This is a genomic window from Streptomyces sp. NPDC051136 (genome assembly GCF_044455745.1).
Classification (GTDB): domain Bacteria; phylum Actinomycetota; class Actinomycetes; order Streptomycetales; family Streptomycetaceae; genus Streptomyces.
In genome coordinates this window covers 191613-206935 of record NZ_JBITFE010000010.1, presented here as the reverse complement: position 1 = coordinate 206935, position 15323 = coordinate 191613, and the positions used below count along the sequence as shown (strand labels likewise).

General features: G+C 71.9%; 11 protein-coding genes. 3 read left to right on the top strand and 8 right to left on the bottom strand.

What is annotated here, in order from left to right; translation table 11 throughout:
- Nucleotides 1–12: 12 nt before the first annotated feature.
- The 3 genes from ACIBCJ_RS28065 to crcB (ACIBCJ_RS28055) are packed head-to-tail and all read right to left on the bottom strand — an operon-like array spanning nt 13 to nt 1724.
- Nucleotides 13–849, bottom strand: coding sequence for an undecaprenyl-diphosphate phosphatase (locus ACIBCJ_RS28065; RefSeq protein WP_365979830.1), 837 nt, complete (start codon nt 847–849; stop codon nt 13–15).
- Between the two features lie 39 nt (nt 850–888).
- Nucleotides 889–1263: a fluoride efflux transporter CrcB gene (gene crcB, locus ACIBCJ_RS28060; RefSeq protein ID WP_362095991.1), complete on the bottom strand. Its 375-nt coding sequence runs from the start codon at nt 1261–1263 to the stop codon at nt 889–891.
- Nucleotides 1260–1724: a fluoride efflux transporter CrcB gene (gene crcB / locus ACIBCJ_RS28055; protein ID WP_365979829.1), complete on the bottom strand. Its 465-nt coding sequence runs from the start codon at nt 1722–1724 to the stop codon at nt 1260–1262. The genes crcB (ACIBCJ_RS28060) and crcB (ACIBCJ_RS28055) overlap by 4 nt, the downstream gene beginning before the upstream one ends.
- A gap of 200 nt (nt 1725–1924) precedes the next feature.
- Between crcB (ACIBCJ_RS28055) and ACIBCJ_RS28050 the strand changes: the two genes are divergently transcribed.
- Nucleotides 1925–2335, top strand: coding sequence for a MarR family transcriptional regulator (locus tag ACIBCJ_RS28050; RefSeq protein ID WP_362095996.1), 411 nt, complete (start codon nt 1925–1927; stop codon nt 2333–2335).
- 33 nt (nt 2336–2368) lie between these two features.
- Here the strand turns inward: ACIBCJ_RS28050 and ACIBCJ_RS28045 are convergent, their stop codons facing one another.
- A complete protein-coding gene (locus ACIBCJ_RS28045) occupies nt 2369–2779 on the bottom strand; it encodes an SseB family protein (RefSeq protein ID WP_133886699.1) in 411 nt (136 codons plus the stop codon).
- Between the two features lie 259 nt (nt 2780–3038).
- Here ACIBCJ_RS28045 and ACIBCJ_RS28040 point away from each other — a divergent pair, with 259 nt between their 5' ends.
- Nucleotides 3039–4484: a glyceraldehyde-3-phosphate dehydrogenase gene (locus ACIBCJ_RS28040; protein WP_362096002.1), complete on the top strand. Its 1446-nt coding sequence runs from the start codon at nt 3039–3041 to the stop codon at nt 4482–4484.
- A gap of 210 nt (nt 4485–4694) precedes the next feature.
- Nucleotides 4695–6995, top strand: coding sequence for a hypothetical protein (locus tag ACIBCJ_RS28035; protein WP_365979828.1), 2301 nt, complete (start codon nt 4695–4697; stop codon nt 6993–6995).
- Between the two features lie 71 nt (nt 6996–7066).
- Here ACIBCJ_RS28035 and ACIBCJ_RS28030 read toward each other — a convergent pair whose 3' ends face one another.
- The 4 genes from ACIBCJ_RS28030 to ACIBCJ_RS28015 all read right to left on the bottom strand — a co-directional run bounded on the left by ACIBCJ_RS28030 (nt 7067) and on the right by ACIBCJ_RS28015 (nt 15184).
- Nucleotides 7067–10459 (bottom strand): CARDB domain-containing protein, encoded by a 3393-nt coding sequence (locus tag ACIBCJ_RS28030; protein ID WP_365979827.1) that lies wholly within the window; start codon nt 10457–10459, stop codon nt 7067–7069.
- Between the two features lie 394 nt (nt 10460–10853).
- Nucleotides 10854–12299, bottom strand: a complete 1446-nt coding sequence (gene argG, locus ACIBCJ_RS28025) for an argininosuccinate synthase (RefSeq protein WP_362096011.1) — start codon at nt 12297–12299, stop codon at nt 10854–10856.
- A 106-nt stretch (nt 12300–12405) separates the two neighbouring features.
- Nucleotides 12406–13845, bottom strand: a complete 1440-nt coding sequence (locus ACIBCJ_RS28020) for an NAD-dependent succinate-semialdehyde dehydrogenase (RefSeq protein ID WP_365979826.1) — start codon at nt 13843–13845, stop codon at nt 12406–12408.
- A gap of 70 nt (nt 13846–13915) precedes the next feature.
- Complete coding sequence (locus ACIBCJ_RS28015; protein WP_365979825.1) at nt 13916–15184, bottom strand: aminotransferase class III-fold pyridoxal phosphate-dependent enzyme; 1269 nt, start codon at nt 15182–15184, stop codon at nt 13916–13918.
- Nucleotides 15185–15323: the final 139 nt, after the last annotated feature.

Sequence of the window (15323 nt, the reverse complement as noted above, 5' to 3'; positions counted from 1 at the left end):
CCGGCCCGGCGGTCAGCTGTGCAGCACGCCCGTGCCGAGCAGCCCGAACAGCAGGACACCGACGACGATCCGGTAGACCACGAAGGCGTTGAATGTGTGCTGGGCGACGAACTTCAGCAGCCAGGCGATGGAGGCGTAGGCCACCACGAAGGAGACGAGGGTGCCGACCGCCAGCGGTGCGGCGCCCGTCCCGGTGCCCAGCGCGTCCTTCAGCTCGTACAGTCCGGCCCCGGTCAGGGCCGGGATGCCGAGGAAGAAGGACAGCCGGGTGGCGGCGACCCGGTCGAGGTCGAGCAGCAGGGCGGTGGACATGGTGGCGCCGGAGCGGGAGAAGCCCGGGAAGAGCAGCGCGAGGATCTGGGAACCGCCGACCAGCATGGCGTCCGTGAAGGACGTGTCGTCCTCGCCCCGCTTGTGCCGGCCGGTGCGGTCGGCCCACCACATCACGCCGCTGCCGACGATCAGCGAACCCGCCACCACCCACAGCGAGGCGAGCGGGCCCTTGATCAGCGACTTGGCGGCCAGACCGACGAGCACCACGGGGACGGTGGCGAAGATGACCCACCAGGCGAACCTGTAGTCGTGGTGGTACCGCTCCTCCCGGTCGCGCAGGCCGCGTCCCCAGGCGGAGACGATCCGCGCGATGTCCTTGGAGAAGTAGACGAGCACGGCGGCGATCGCACCGACCTGGATGACCGCGGAGAAGCCGATGACGGCGTCGTCGTCGACGGGGATGCCCATCAGCCCCTCGACGATCTTGAGGTGCCCGGTGGAGGAGACGGGCAGGAACTCGGTCACCCCCTCGACGGCTCCGAGGACGACGGCCTGACCGATGCTGATGGCGCTCATGGCATCCAGTTCCTACTACACCCGGCCGGGTGCCCGGCGTCAGCTCCAGAGCGCGTCGGCCAGAGTCACTCCCGCGAACGCCGCCGCGAGCCCGGCCGCCACGCTCGCGAGGACGTTCACGGCGGCCGGCAGGCGCGCGCCGGTCTCGGTCAGCCGGAGCGTCTCGTAGGAGAAGGTCGAGTACGTCGTCAGGGCGCCGCACAGTCCGGTCCCCAGCAGCAGCCGCACCTCCGAACCGGCCGCTCCGGCCAGGGCGGCCCCCGTCAGCAGACCGAGGACCAGGCTGCCGGTCACGTTGACCGTGAAGGTGCCCCAGGGGAAGGCGGAGCCGTGCCGGGACTGCACGGCCCGGTCGGTGAGGTAGCGCAGCGGGGCACCGATCATGCCGCCCGCGACGACCAGCAGCCAGTTCACGACGGCCTCCGCTCCAGGACGCGGCGGGCCGCCCAGGTGGCGAGCGACACCGCAGTCAGGGCCGCGACCGGGGTCGCGGCCAGGTAGACCAGGCCGGTGGGGATGCGGCCGTCGGCGAACAGGGACCGGCTGTCGACCGCGTAGGTGGAGAAGGTGGTGAAGCCGCCGAGCACGCCGGTGCCGAAGAAGGGCCTTACCAGGCGGTGGACGGACCACACCTCGGTGACGGCCACCATGAACACCCCGATCAGGACGCAGCCGGTCACGTTGACCCAGAAGGTCGTCCAGGGGAAGCCGCCGGCCGCCGTCGGCCACCACAGGGAGGCGGCGTAGCGCGCGACGGCGCCGGTGCCACCGCCGAGTGCCACGGCGGCGACGACCGGTGCCTCGGCTCTCGGGCCGGACCGTCCCGCGGTCTTCGGCCGGGCGCCGCCGGAGCGACCGGTCCTGGGGGCTGTCATGCTCGTCCGTCTCCCACTCGCCGTGCCGGGGGCATCCCCGTGCGCAAGCAGGGACCGTCGGCGGCACCTGAGCCGCGGTTCGGGTACGGCGGGCCCCACCGCCGCGCCGCACCCCTCCGGGGCACGGCCGGTACTCAGCCTAACGCGGCCACTTCATTTGCACATTCAACCAATTTCGGTTCCGGTGCTACCGTTCAGGCATGGCAGCCAGGACCGCCGGTGCGCGGCTCGAGGAACGGTGGCGGGGCATCCTCTCGGTGCACGCGCGCACGATGTGCGAGATCGACCGGGCCCTGCATCCTCACGGACTGGGCGCGAGCGACTTCGAGGTGCTCGACCTCCTGGTGAGCGAGGGACCCGAGGACGGCGACCGGTGCCGGGTGCAGAACCTGGTGGGCCGGGTCCACCTCAGCCAGAGCGCGCTGTCCCGGCTCATCGCCCGGCTGGAGAAGGACGGTCTTGTGCAGCGCTCCATGTGCACGGAGGACCGGCGCGGCGTGTACGTGGCGCTGACGCCCCGGGGCCGCGACCTGCACGCCGAGATACTGCCGCTGCAGCGGGCGGCACTGGCCCGCGTACTCGGCGACGACGAGGCCGGCCCCCGCCCCTGACGCGGGACGAGGGCCGGCCGTCGCCTTCGCGGCCTAGGGGCGCGCCAGCAGGGTGCGCACGCCGTCCGACGTGAGGGTGAGCCGGTGTTCCGAGCCGGCGTCGATGGACAGCGACAGGTCGTCGGCCGGCCACTGCGCCGCGAGGGCGCCGAGCGGCACCATGCGGTAGCGCGAGACGTACGGCAGCAGGTCGGCCATCTCCAGTTCCGAGGTGAACACGGGCACCACCTGGCGGCCGCCCTGCTGTTCCAGCACCGGCAACGCCAGCATGCCGGGGTCGGCGGCGTCCTGGTCGTTCGCGTCGTCGGGCACCGGCACGAGGACGTCGCTGCTCGCGAGCGTGTCGAGCGCCGCCGTGTTGTCGGCGGTCTCGGTGGTCTCGGCCAGCGTGTCGAGCGCCCGCTGGGCCGGCGTGACGGGATGGTCGTTCGCGGGTGTCTCCATGGCAGATTCCCTGGTAGCGGCGTCGTTTCGGTCCACGCGCACGAGCGGCGCGGACGCGGTCCAGGCTCGCGTACCCCGGGGGTCCGTGGCGCAATCACGTTCGCCGCCCGCGCCCGGGGCCCGCCCCCGGCCGACGGGGCCGGTCCCGCCCGGGATGTGCGCGGTCACGTACTCATCTGATGGACGAGGGGCCCACTTGATCGATCAGAAGTGTGGTCGGGTTAGCATATGAGCGCCGCCTAGCTCGAAAGATAGAGACGTGACTGTCAACGACGACTCGTTCACCAACTGGAAGCACCGCGAAGAGACCGCGGAATCGATGATCCCGATGATCGGGAAGCTGCACCGGGAGCAGGACGTCACGATCCTGCTGCACAGCCGTTCCCTGGTGAACAAGTCGGTGGTCAGCATCCTCAAGACCCACCGCTTCGCCCGCCAGATCGCCGGTGCGGAGCTGTCGGTCACCGAGACGATGCCCTTCCTGCGGGCGCTCACCACGCTCGACCTCGGGCCCTCGCAGATCGACATCGGCCTGCTCGCCGAGACCTACCGGAGCGACGACCGCGGACTGTCGGTCGAGGAGTTCACCGCCGACGCGGTGGCCGGGGCCACGGGTGCCCACAAGATCGACCGGCGCGAGGGGCGCGACGTCGTCCTGTACGGCTTCGGCCGCATCGGCCGGCTCGTCGCCCGGCTGCTGATCGAGAAGGCCGGCTCGGGCAACGGGCTGCGGCTGCGCGCGATCGTGGTCCGGGGCGGTGGCGAGCAGGATCTCGTCAAGCGCGCCTCGCTGCTGCGCCGCGACTCGGTGCACGGCCAGTTCCAGGGCACGATCACCGTCGACGAGGAGAACAGCACCATCCTCGCCAACGGCAACGCGGTCAAGGTGATCTACGCGGACGACCCGACCCAGGTCGACTACACCGCGTACGGCATCAAGAACGCCATCCTCATCGACAACACGGGCAAGTGGCGCGACCGCGAGGGCCTGTCCAAGCACCTGCGGCCGGGCATCGACAAGGTCGTGCTGACCGCGCCGGGCAAGGGCGACGTCCCGAACATCGTCCACGGCGTCAACCACGACACCGTCAAGCCGGACGAGCGGATCCTGTCCTGCGCGTCCTGCACCACCAACGCGATCGTCCCGCCGCTCAAGGCGATGGAGGACGAGTACGGCGTCCTGCGCGGTCACGTGGAGACGGTGCACTCCTTCACCAACGACCAGAACCTGCTGGACAACTACCACAAGTCCGACCGCCGGGGCCGCAGCGCGCCGCTGAACATGGTCATCACGGAGACCGGTGCCGCCTCCGCCGTGGCCAAGGCGCTGCCCGACCTCAAGGCGCGGATCACGGGCAGCTCCATCCGGGTGCCCGTGCCGGACGTGTCGATCGCGATCCTCAACCTCCAGCTGGCCCGCGAGGCGAGCCGCGAAGAGGTCGTGGAGCACCTGCGCGAGGTGTCGCTGACCTCGCCGCTCAAGCGCCAGATCGACTTCATCAACGCCCCCGACGCGGTCTCCAGCGACTTCATCGGCTCGCGCCACGCCTCGATCGTGGACGCCGGCGCGCTGAAGGTAGAGGGCGACAACGCGATCCTCTACCTCTGGTACGACAACGAGTTCGGCTACTCCTGCCAGGTCGTCCGCGTCGTCCAGCACGTCTCCGGGGTGGAGTACCCGACGTACCCGGCTCCGGCGGTCTGATCCGCACGACGAGCGGCGCGACGGGGCGCGAGGGGCGGTGGGCCGAGGGTGCCCACCGCCCCTCGCGCGTGCCGGGCCGGGGAGCGGGGCGTCCGCGAGGGACCGCAGCGGCGACGGGTATCGGCCGGTCCGCGCGGGGCATGTGTGTGAGAGCACTGCCCGTCCCGGCGTCCGTGCGCTGCGGCGGCCGGCTGACACGAGAATGGCTCCATGAACGCACTGGGTCGGCGCTCGCCCTGGGTCGGGGCGCTGATCTGGTGCGTGGCGGTGCTGAGCCTGACCGTCCTGGCCGCGGCGGCCGTCGTCCGCAGCACCGTGCTGGACGCCGGGTTCTACGGCAAGGTGCTGGAAAACGAGCGGGCCTACCAGCGCTTCTACGACGAGGTACTGGTGGATCCGGGCAGTACGCCGCTCACCAGCGACCTGCTGGAACGGCTGCCGGTGCCCCAGTCGACCATCACCTCGAACCTCAAGGTGGTGGTCCCGCCCGAGACGCTGCGGGCCATGGGCCAGGGCCAGATCACGGAGATGGTCCAGTACCTGGAGGGCGACCGCGACCGGCTGCGGCTCAGAGTCGATCTGGAGCCCGTCGTCGAGAACGTCGAGCGGCTCAGCCAGGCGTACTTCGGTGATGCCGTCGCCGCCCTGCAGAAGCGGTCCGAACCCGACTTCCGGGCCTTCGTGCAGCACCTGTCCGAACTGGTGGCGCGGGTGGTGGCCGGTGAGGCTCCGCTGGACGAGCTGCCGACGCTGCCGCTCTCCCACGGCCAGGCGGTCGCGGCCACGGACGCGCTGATGCGGGTGGTCCCGGACGGCGCGACGCACGACGACGTCAGATCGACCGTGCGGACGGCGCTGGACCGCGGGGACGTGGCCTCGGCGCTGGCCGCGATCGCCCCGGTGACCCTGACCGACCAGGTGCGGGACGCCGCCGAGGAGCTGCTGCGGGAGGCGAGGCAGGGCACGTGGGTGGTGACCGTCGACGTCGAGCCCGGGACCGAGGCGCTGGCTCCGCTGGACCGGGCCAGGGGCGTCACCCGGCTCTTCCAGGACGTGGTGGAACCGGCGGCGGCCGTGCTGTGTGCCGCCGCGCTCACCCTGCTGTGGCTTCTCACGCCCTCGCCCGCCAAGCGGCGGCTGATGCCGCTGGGCTGGGTGCCGGCCGCCGCCGCCTCGCTGCTGGCGCTGACCGTGCTCGTGCTGCGCCTCACGCTGCGCGACACGCTGTTCGGCACCCCGGCGTCGTGGCCCCCAGCGGCCTCGGGGCTGCTCGCCGACGTACAGGCCGCCGCGCTCGACCGGCTGCTGAGCACCGCCGTCGTCGTCGCGGTCATCCTGCTCGCCGCGGGCGCCCTGCTGATCACCGTCGGCTGGGTGTGGCAGACCCGGCCCGGCGTGCCCGTCCTCACCGATCCGCGGCACGTCCCGGCGCTGACGTTCACCGTCACCGCCGTCGCCCTGGTCGGGACGATGCTGGCGCCGGTGGCGATCACCGGTTCCTCGCCGCGCATCTGCCAGGGCAGCGCCGAGCTGTGCGACGCCCGCTACGACGAGATCGCCCAGCTCGCCTCGCACAACGCGATGGCGACGACGGCGGACCGGTTCATCGGCCCCCTCCAGGACCCCGACATCGTCGGCCAGCTGGGCGCCGGGGTGCGCGTGCTGCTCCTCGACACCCACCGCTGGGAACGGCCGCAGGAGGTGGCCGAGCGGCTGAGCACCTCGGACTTCTCCCCCGCCGAGCGCCGCCGGCTGACCTCGATCCTGGAACGGGTGAACCCGCCCCACCCGGGCCTGTGGCTGTGTCACTCGGTGTGCGGCGCCGGCGCCCTCGAACTGGAGCCGGCGCTGCGGCAGATCGGCCAGTGGCTGCGCGACAACCCCACGGAGGTGGTCACGCTGATCCTCCAGGACGGCGTGGACGCGGTGACGACGCAGGACGCCTTCGCCCGGGCCGGCCTCTCGGATCTGCTGTTCGAACCGGACCCGGACCCGGACCGCCCGTGGCCGAAGCTCAAGGACATGATCGACGGTGGCCGGCGGCTGGTCGTGTTCGCGGAGAAGGCGGACGGCCCCGCGCCCTGGTACCGCAACCTCTACCGGTACGCCATGGAGACGCCCTTCGCCTTCCGCAGCCCGGACGAGATGTCCTGCCTGCCCAACCGGGGCGGCTCGGACGGGCGGCTGTTCCTGCTGAACCACTTCGTCACGGCGGGCGGCGGGCTGCGGCTGGACGCCGGCGTCGTCAACTCCCGGCAGCGGGTGCTGGAACGGGCGCACAGCTGTGAACGGCAGCGCGGCAGGCCGGTCAACTTCGTCGCGGTGGACTACGCGACGATCGGCGACGCGCTCGGCGCGGTCGGGGAACTCAACGCCGAACGCGTCGAGGACGACGGCCGCCGCCCTCCCGTGGAGCGCTCGCCGGGCCGGCTGGAGGGCGCGGCGGAAACCCGGCGACGCGGTGGTGCTCCGCGCCGCCGGGCGATGTCCCGCTTTCCAGCCGTGGGCTGACCGGCCGGCGACCGGCTGAGCCCGTGGCCGGCCGATCGGCTGACCGGCCGGCGCCTGCTGCCGGACGGCTCCTACTGGTTGATCTTGAACTGGGAGCCCGGTTCGATCCGCACGTCCCCCTCGGCCGAGTTGGTGATCGTGACGTCGGTCAGGGTCGCGCTGCCGCGGGCGCCGCCCATCGCGAGGATGCCGGAGCCGTTGTTGGACTTGTCGATGCGGACGTTCTGGATCTTCACGTCCGGCATCGCGCCGCCTCCCGTCTTGAACTGGATGCCGTCGTAGGTGGAGTCGAGGATCTCGGTGTCCCGGATGGTCACGCCCGGGATGTCCTGGCCCTGCGCGAAGAGGGTGATGGCGCCGAACTCCTGCGCCTCTCCCCAGAACGCGCCGCCCGTGCGGTGCAGGGCGTTGCCCGCGATGAGGGTCTGCCCGGAGAAGGGCAGCGGGTCGTGGTCGGTGGCGAGCATGATGCCGGGGTAGTTCATGGTGTCGGATACGACGTTGTTCTCGATGGTGTTGCCGTAGCCGCCGTACACGGCGATGCCGTTGGCCCGCCACGGCAGCTGGACGGTGTTGTTGCGGAAGTGGTTGTCGTGGCCGACGTCCACGGACGGATCCTTCACGTACTTGTTGGCCCAGACCGCGAGCGAGTCGTCGCCGGTGGTGCGGAAGGAGGAGTTGTAGACGGTGGAGTTGCGGGTGCCGTTGGAGAAGTTGATGCCGTCCGCGTAGGTGTCGCGGATGCGCATGCCCGTGAACTCCAGGCCGTCGGCGGGGCCCCACAGCTCGGGGATGTTCGAGTAGTCGCGGCCGACCCAGACGCCGACGTTGGCGTGCTCGATCCACACGTTGCTGATCTTCGTGTTCTTGCCGAACCGGCCGTTGAGGCCGACGCCGCCCTCCGCGTTGCCGTCGCCGCCGCGGATGGTGCCCGAGCCGAAGACGGCGATGTCGGAGATCTGCGTGTTGTCGTCGATGTCGAAGCCGAAGTTGCCCTCGTGCGGGTGGTTGATGCCGCCGGCGTCCTGCGGCGCGGTCAGGGTGTAGAGCTGGGAGTGCCACATGCCGGCGCCGCGGATGGTGACGTCGCTGATGCCGACCTGGTTGTACTGGCCGCGGTTGAGCGGGTCGTCGGTGAGGATCTTCTGCTCCTGGCGCCACTGCCCGGCCGGGATCCACACGCAGTCGATCCTGCCGTTCTGGTCGTCGGTGACGGCGCGCTGGATGGCGTCGGTGTCGTCGAGGCCGTCGCCGGGGACGGCGCCGTACGCGGTGATGGAGGTGCACTCGGCGGGCTTGGTCTTCGCGGGCGCGACCTGCTCCAGGTCGATCAGGTCGATGACGTAGAAGGCGGCCGAGTCTCCCGCGTCGCGCTGGAGGCGGAACTCGGTGCCTTGCGGGAAGGTCCGGTCGAGGAGTGCGTGGGACTCGTCGAAGAGGCGCCGCGCGTCGCCGCCGGGCCGGTTGGTGAGCCCCTCGGGGTCGTCGGTGCTGCCGTAGAGCCAGCTGTGCCTGGACGACAGGTCGAGCTTCTGCACGAACCGGCCGTCGGCGTAGAGGCTGATGGTGGCCTCGGCCCCGCCGCCGCCCGGGGCGTCCGGGATCGAGTTGCGCACCACTATGGAGTTGGTGGGTGTGGTGGAGGTGAACTCGACGTACTGGCCGGTCGAGTTCAGCCGGACGGACTTGCGGCCCGAGGACTCGGTGCCGAAGTCGGTGTGCCCGAAGGTCCGCTCGGCGTCGGTGGTGAGCAGGGTGCCGTCGTACCGGCCGTCCTCGGCCTCGTACTCGGTGTACGGCACGGCGGCGCCGCGTCCGACGACGAGGGACTTGGCGAGCACGTTGTTGTTCTCGTTGGTCTCGGCGATCCGTGCGGTGGCGTCGGCGGTGGCGGTGAGGTTGACCCCGCCGCCGGTCGCCGTCCAGGTGCCGCTGATCGGCACGTTCACCGTGGCGCCCGCCGCGACCTGGCCGGTCGTGCCGTCCAGGCTGGTGGAGCCGGCCTGGACCCGGGTCACCGAGCCCGCCTCGGCGGCGTCGGTGCCGCGGTTGTGCACGGCGACGGTGAAGGAGACCTTGGCGCCCACCGCCGGGTTGGCCGGGCTGGTGGTGAGGGAGCGCACCTCGAGGTCGGGCCCGGGTGCCTGGCCGACGACGAGGCGTTCCGCGGCGGCGCGGCTGTTGTTGGTGTCGTCCAGCTCGGCGACGGTGTTCTTCGGGTCGGCCACGGCGGTGACCGCGTAGCTGCCGGCCGGGTGGGTGCCGGTGGCGACGGCGACCTCGGCGGACTGGCCGGGGTCGAGCGCGGGGACCTTGGCGCTGCCGGCCGTCGTGCCCTCCACGGTGACCTCGGCGGTCGTCTCCTTCGAAGCGGCGGTGCCGGTGTTGCGGACCGTGGTGTTCACGGTGACCTCGTCGCGCTCGTTCGGCGCGGCGGGCGACCAGTCGAGGCCGGTGACGGTGAGGTCGGGTGCGGGTGCGGCGGCGCCGATGACCTGGAACTCGGCGACCTGGCCGCCGGGTGCGCCGGTGTTGGAGAAGAACCGGAGCCGTACGTCGGAGACCCGGCCGCCGACCGGGATGGTCACCGCGTTGTCCTGGCCGGGGCTGAAGGCGTAGTCGGCGCGGTCGCGCAGCGAGGTGAAGCCGCTCTCGCCCTGGGCCCGGCCGAGCACCTGGATGCTCTGGGTGCGGGCGGACCACACCGGGTCCGGATTGAGCTTGACCACGACACCGCTGACGTCGGCGTCGGAGCCGAGCTTGACGGTGAGGTCGGCCGGGTTGCCGGCGGCCTCCCAGTAGGTGGAGGTGGAGTCGTCGGTGGCGTTGGCGGCGACGTAGTTCTGCGTCGTCGAGGTGGCCTCGGCCGGCTTGTTGCGGGCGAGGTTGGTGCCGGCGGGCGGCGGGCCGGTGTCGACGTCGTCGCCGTAGACCTCCAGTTCGGCCAGCTGGGCGGCGTTCCAGCCGGTGTTGCCGGTGATGTCGACGCGGACGTAGCGGGCCTCGGAGGGGGAGTCGAGGTCGATGGCGACGGTGCCCGCCCCGGAAGGCCCGAACGCCCGCCCGTCCGAGGCGTCGAGGCTGTGGAAGGCCGAGCCGTCGGTGCTGCCCCGCACGGAGAGCGTCTGCGTCCTGCTCTCCCAGGCGGCGGGCAGCTTCAGGACCACCCGGTCGACGTTCCGGGCGGTCCCGAGGTCGACCTGGAGCCACTGCGGGAAGGAACCGGCCGGCCCCTCCCAGTAGGTGGCCTGCTGTCCGTCGGTGGCGTTGCCGGCCGGGTAGGCGCCGTGCGAGCCGCCCGCCCTCGCCGGGCGGCCGAGCGCCAGGTTGACGTCGGCGGCGGCCACCGTCGGCGTCGCCGCGTGTGCGGTGGCGGCGAGGGGCAGCGGCAGCAGCCCGACCGTCATCAGCCCGGCGACGGCGGCGCCCGAGAGCGTCCGCCGGCCGAGGGATCTCCGTCTCATGGGGGTCCTCTGTTCCGTGGGGAGTCGGGGAGGGCGCGACGGTCCGGCAGTTGGGGGGAGCACCGAATCTGCGCGCCAATTGAGCGGGACAGTCGATTCTTTGCGGAAAGTGCGTCATCAGGTTTCTAGCGCGTCACCCGTTTGTCAACGGTCGCGGCTGAGGCGGCAGTTGGCACGCAAGCGACTTGCGTCGCTTACAAGTTGCTTGCGTTGCCTCTGAGATGACGTTTCGTGGACACGGAGATCGGAGTGAGCCGTTCGAAGCTCATGAGGAACGCAAGCCCTGCGCGACGGGGTGAAACGGGCGTGACAAACGGAAGGGCCGGCCCGACGCTCTGAGGCGTCGGGCCGGCCCTTGCCGGTACGCGGTCCCCGCCGACGGGGACGCGGGGGGTCAGTCGGTGCCGGACTCCATCGCGGCGCGGTCGAGCAGCTCGTCGTCGCCGGAGACCTCGCCGCGGGAGGCGATGGCCTGCGCGCCGCCCTCCGGCATGGCGCCGATCAGTCCGGTCGCGGCGGCCTGGGCGGCGCCGATCGCGGGGTTGGCGGTGCCGATGAGGCCGAGCCCCGCGTACTGCTCCAGCTTGGCGCGGGAGTCGGCGATGTCCAGGTTCCGCATGGTGAGCTGGCCGATCCGGTCCACGGGGCCGAACGCGGAGTCCTCGGTGCGCTCCATCGACAGCTTGTCCGGGTGGTAGCTGAAGGCCGGTCCGGTGGTGTCGAGGAGGGAGTAGTCCTCGCCGCGCCGCAGCCGCAGCGTGACCTCTCCGGTGACCGCCGAGCCGACCCAGCGCTGCAGCGACTCCCGGATCATGAGGGACTGCGGGTCGAGCCAGCGGCCCTCGTACATCAGCCGTCCCAGCCGCCGCCCCTCGGTGTGGTACTGGGCGAGGGTGTCCTCGTTGTGGATGGCGTTGACCAGGCGCTCGTAGGCGGCGTGCAGCAGGGCCATGCCGGGGGCCTCGTAGATGCCGCGGCTCTTGGCCTCGATGATCCGGTTCTCGATCTGGTCGGACATGCCCATGCCGTGCCGGCCGCCGATGGCGTTGGCCTCCATCACCAGGTCGACCGCGGAGGCGAACTCCTTGCCGTTGATCGTCACCGGCCGGCCCTGGTCGAAGCCGATGGTCACGTCCTCCGGCGCGATCTCGACCGACGGGTCCCAGAACCGCACGCCCATGATGGGCTCCACGGTCTCCACGCCGGTGTCGAGGTGCTCCAGCGTCTTGGCCTCGTGGGTGGCGCCCCAGATGTTGGCGTCGGTGGAGTACGCCTTCTCGGTGGAGTCCCGGTACGGCAGGTCGTGGGCGACCAGCCACTCCGACATCTCCTTGCGCCCGCCCAGCTCCGTCACGAAGTCCGCGTCGAGCCAGGGCTTGTAGATCCGCAGCTGCGGGTTGGCGAGCAGGCCGTACCGGTAGAACCGCTCGATGTCGTTGCCCTTGAACGTGGAGCCGTCGCCCCAGATCTGGACGTCGTCCTCGAGCATCGCCCGGACGAGGAGGGTGCCCGTGACGGCACGGCCCAGCGGCGTGGTGTTGAAGTAGGCACGCCCGCCCGAGCGGATGTGGAACGCCCCGCAGGTGAGCGCGGCAAGACCCTCCTCGACCAGCGCCTCGCGGCAGTCGACCAGCCGCGCGACCTCGGCGCCGTACGTCTTGGCACGGTCGGGCACCGAGGCGATGTCGGGCTCGTCGTACTGGCCGATGTCGGCGGTGTACGTGCAGGGGACGGCGCCCTTGTCACGCATCCACGCGACCGCGACCGAGGTGTCGAGGCCGCCCGAGAAGGCGATACCGACGCGCTCGCCGGTGGGGAGGGAGGTGAGGACCTTGGACATAGGAAGAGTATGCATGATTACGCATGACCATGCAAAGCCCCCTCCCGGGCGACCTGCGTCACCCCCTCCCGCGCGGCGTGCGTCACCCCGTCCCCCGTCGCACGCGTCACCTCGTCGGCAGCGCCACGTACTGGTACTCCAGGAACTCCTCGATCCCGACCCGGCCGCCCTCCCGGCCCAGGCCCGACTGCTTGACGCCGCCGAAGGGCGCGGCGGGGTTGGAGACCAGGCCGGTGTTGAGCCCGACCATGCCCACCTCCAGGCGTTCGCTGACCCGCAGGGCGCGGTCCAGGCCCTCGGTGAAGACGTAGCCGACCAGTCCCCAGGGGGTGTCGTTGGCCCGCCCGACCACCTCGTCCTCGTCGTCGAAGGTGAGGAGCGCCGCGACCGGACCGAAGATCTCGGTGCCCATCAGGCGGCTGTCCGGGGAGACGTCGGTGAGCACCGTGGGCGGGTAGAAACATCCGGGGCCCTCGGGCGTGGTGCCGCCGACCAGGACCCGCGCACCGCGCTCCACCGCGTCGGCGACCAGTTCCTCGACCTTGGCGCGCCCGGCGGCGTCGATGAGCGGGCCGACGTCGACGCCGTCCTCGGTGCCGGGACCCACCACCAGCGCCCCCATCCGCCGGGCCAGCCGGTCCGCGAACTCCCGGGCCACCGACCGGTGCACGAAGAAGCGGTTCGCGGCGGTGCACGCCTCGCCCATGTTGCGCATCTTGGCGACCAGTGCGCCGTCCAAGGCGGCGTCCAGGTCCGCGTCGTCGAAGACCACGAACGGCGCGTTGCCGCCCAGCTCCATTGAGGTCCGCACGACCGTGTCGGCGCACTGTGCCAGGAGCAGCCGTCCGACGGCCGTCGAGCCGGTAAAGGAGAGCTTGCGGATCCGCCCGCCGCGCAGGAGAGGTTCGCACACCTCCCCGGCCCGTGAGGTCGGGACGACGTTCAGCACCCCGTCGGGCAGTCCCGCCTCCTGGAGGATCGCGGCGAGGGCCAGGCCGGTGAGCGGCGTCTGCGGGGCCGGCTTGAGCACCATCGTGCAGCCGGCCGCGATCGCGGGGCCGATCTTGCGGGTGCCCATGGCGAGCGGGAAGTTCCACGGGGTGATCAGCAGACAGGGGCCGACCGGGCGCCGGGAGAGCAGCATGCGGTGGCGTCCGTCGGGCAGCACGCCGTGGCCGCCGTCGATCCGGACGGCCTCCTCGGAGAACCAGCGGAAGAACTCCGCGGCGTAGGCGACCTCGCCCCGGGCCTCGGCCAGCGGTTTGCCCATCTCGGAGGTCATCAGGCGGGCCAGCGCGTCCGCGCGCTCCAGGACGATCTCGTAGGCCCGGCGCAGAATCTCGCTGCGGGCCCGGGGTGCCGTGCGGGCCCACTCCCGCTGCGCCCGGACCGCCGCCTCCTCGGCGAGCCGGGCGTCCTCGGGGCCGGCGTCGGCGACGTAAGCGAGGATCTCGCCGGTGGCGGGGTCGTCGACGGGCATGAGGGCGCCGTCCGCGGCGTCCACCCAGGCTCCGCCGACGAACAGCCGCGTGGGGGTGTCGGTCATGAGGTCGCTCCTTCGTGCCGGTGCGCGATCGGTGCGGGACGGGTCGTGGGGCGGCGGATCGCGGCGTCCGTCATCGTCCCGTCGCCTCCGACGTGCCGGCCTCCACGGCGGCGGCCCACGCCCGCAGGCCCTCGTCGACGGCCGTCTCGTCGATCACGAGGGCCGGGATCATCCGCACCACCTGGTTCCAGGCCCCGCACAGCAGGAGGAGCAGCCCTTCGTCGACGGCGGCCCGCTGCACCCGGGCGGCGGTCTCCGGGTCCGGCTCGCCGTCCTCGGTGACGAACTCGCTCGCCAGCATCAGCCCCATGCCCCGCACGTCGCCGATGGCCGGGGTGCGGGACGCCACCGCCTCCAGGCCGTGGCGCAGCCGGGCTCCCATCGTCTCGGCGTTCTCCACGAGTTTCTCGTCGCGTACGACGTCGAGGGTGGCGCAGGCAGCCGCGCAGGCGACCGCGTTGGCCCCGTACGTCCCGCCCTGCGAGCCGGCCCAGGCCTTGCGCATCAGCTCCTCGGGGGCGGCGATGCCGGACAGCGGGAAACCGCTGGCCAGACCCTTGGCGGTGACGAGGATGTCGGGGGCGACGCCGAAGTGCTCGTGGCCCCAGAACCGGCCGGTGCGGCCCACGCCGGTCTGCACCTCGTCGAGGATCAGCAGGAAGCCGTGCCGGTCGGCGCGCTCGCGCAGGCCCTGGAGGAAGGCCCGGTTCGCGGGCACGTACCCGCCTTCGCCGAGGACCGGTTCGACGATCACAGCGGCCGTGTCGGCGGGTGACGAGATCGTCTGGAGGGTGTAGTCGAGTTCCTTGAGGGCGAAGCGGGTGGCGGTCTCCTCGTCCCAGCCGTAGCGGAAGGCGGTCGGGAAGGGGGTGACGACGACGCCGCTCATCAGCGGGGAGAAGCCGGACCTGAAGCGGGTGCCGGAGGTGGTCATGGCGGCGGCGGCCACCGTGCGGCCGTGGAAGCCGCCGTGGCAGACCAGCACGTTGGGCCGACCGGTGGCCTGGCGGGCCAGGCGCAGCGCGGCCTCGACCGCCTCGCTGCCGGAGTTGGCGAAGAACAGGCTGTCCAGGCCCTGGGGCAGCACCTCGCCGAGCTTGCCGACCAGGCGCCGCAGCGGCGGATGCATGACGGTGGTGTACTGCCCGTGGACCAGGGTGGCGACCTGCTCCTGGGCGGCGGCCACGACCCTGGGGTGGCAGTGGCCGGTGCTGGTGACGCCGATGCCGGCGGTGAAGTCCAGATAGCGGCGGCCGTCCTCGCCGTGGAGGTGGACGCCCTCGCCCCGGACCGCCGTCACGGGGGTGGCCTGGCGAAGGTGCGGCGACAGTGCGGTCATGCTTGTCTCCCGGCCTGCTCGTCGGTCTCCTGCGGTCCCCCGAGCCTTCCCGGCGCGGCGGGCGCGGCAACGCCTGATCTGTCCGGCCGGGGCACGCCGTCCGGACGATGTGTCAGGTGTGCGGCGTAGCCTGAGTGCC

What these genes read in the sequence shown, in the direction of transcription:
- crcB (WP_365979829.1), bottom strand. Translation starts at nt 1,724, where the DNA reads ATGACAGCCCCCAGGACCGGTCGCTCCGGCGGCGCCCGGCCGAAGACC.
- ACIBCJ_RS28020 (WP_365979826.1), bottom strand. Translation starts at nt 13,845, where the DNA reads ATGACCGACACCCCCACGCGGCTGTTCGTCGGCGGAGCCTGGGTGGAC.
- ACIBCJ_RS28035 (WP_365979828.1), top strand. Translation starts at nt 4,695, where the DNA reads ATGAACGCACTGGGTCGGCGCTCGCCCTGGGTCGGGGCGCTGATCTGG.
- ACIBCJ_RS28015 (WP_365979825.1), bottom strand. Translation starts at nt 15,184, where the DNA reads ATGACCGCACTGTCGCCGCACCTTCGCCAGGCCACCCCCGTGACGGCG.
- ACIBCJ_RS28045 (WP_133886699.1), bottom strand. Translation starts at nt 2,779, where the DNA reads ATGGAGACACCCGCGAACGACCATCCCGTCACGCCGGCCCAGCGGGCG.
- ACIBCJ_RS28030 (WP_365979827.1), bottom strand. Translation starts at nt 10,459, where the DNA reads ATGAGACGGAGATCCCTCGGCCGGCGGACGCTCTCGGGCGCCGCCGTC.
- argG (WP_362096011.1), bottom strand. Translation starts at nt 12,299, where the DNA reads ATGTCCAAGGTCCTCACCTCCCTCCCCACCGGCGAGCGCGTCGGTATC.
- ACIBCJ_RS28065 (WP_365979830.1), bottom strand. Translation starts at nt 849, where the DNA reads ATGAGCGCCATCAGCATCGGTCAGGCCGTCGTCCTCGGAGCCGTCGAG.
- ACIBCJ_RS28050 (WP_362095996.1), top strand. Translation starts at nt 1,925, where the DNA reads ATGGCAGCCAGGACCGCCGGTGCGCGGCTCGAGGAACGGTGGCGGGGC.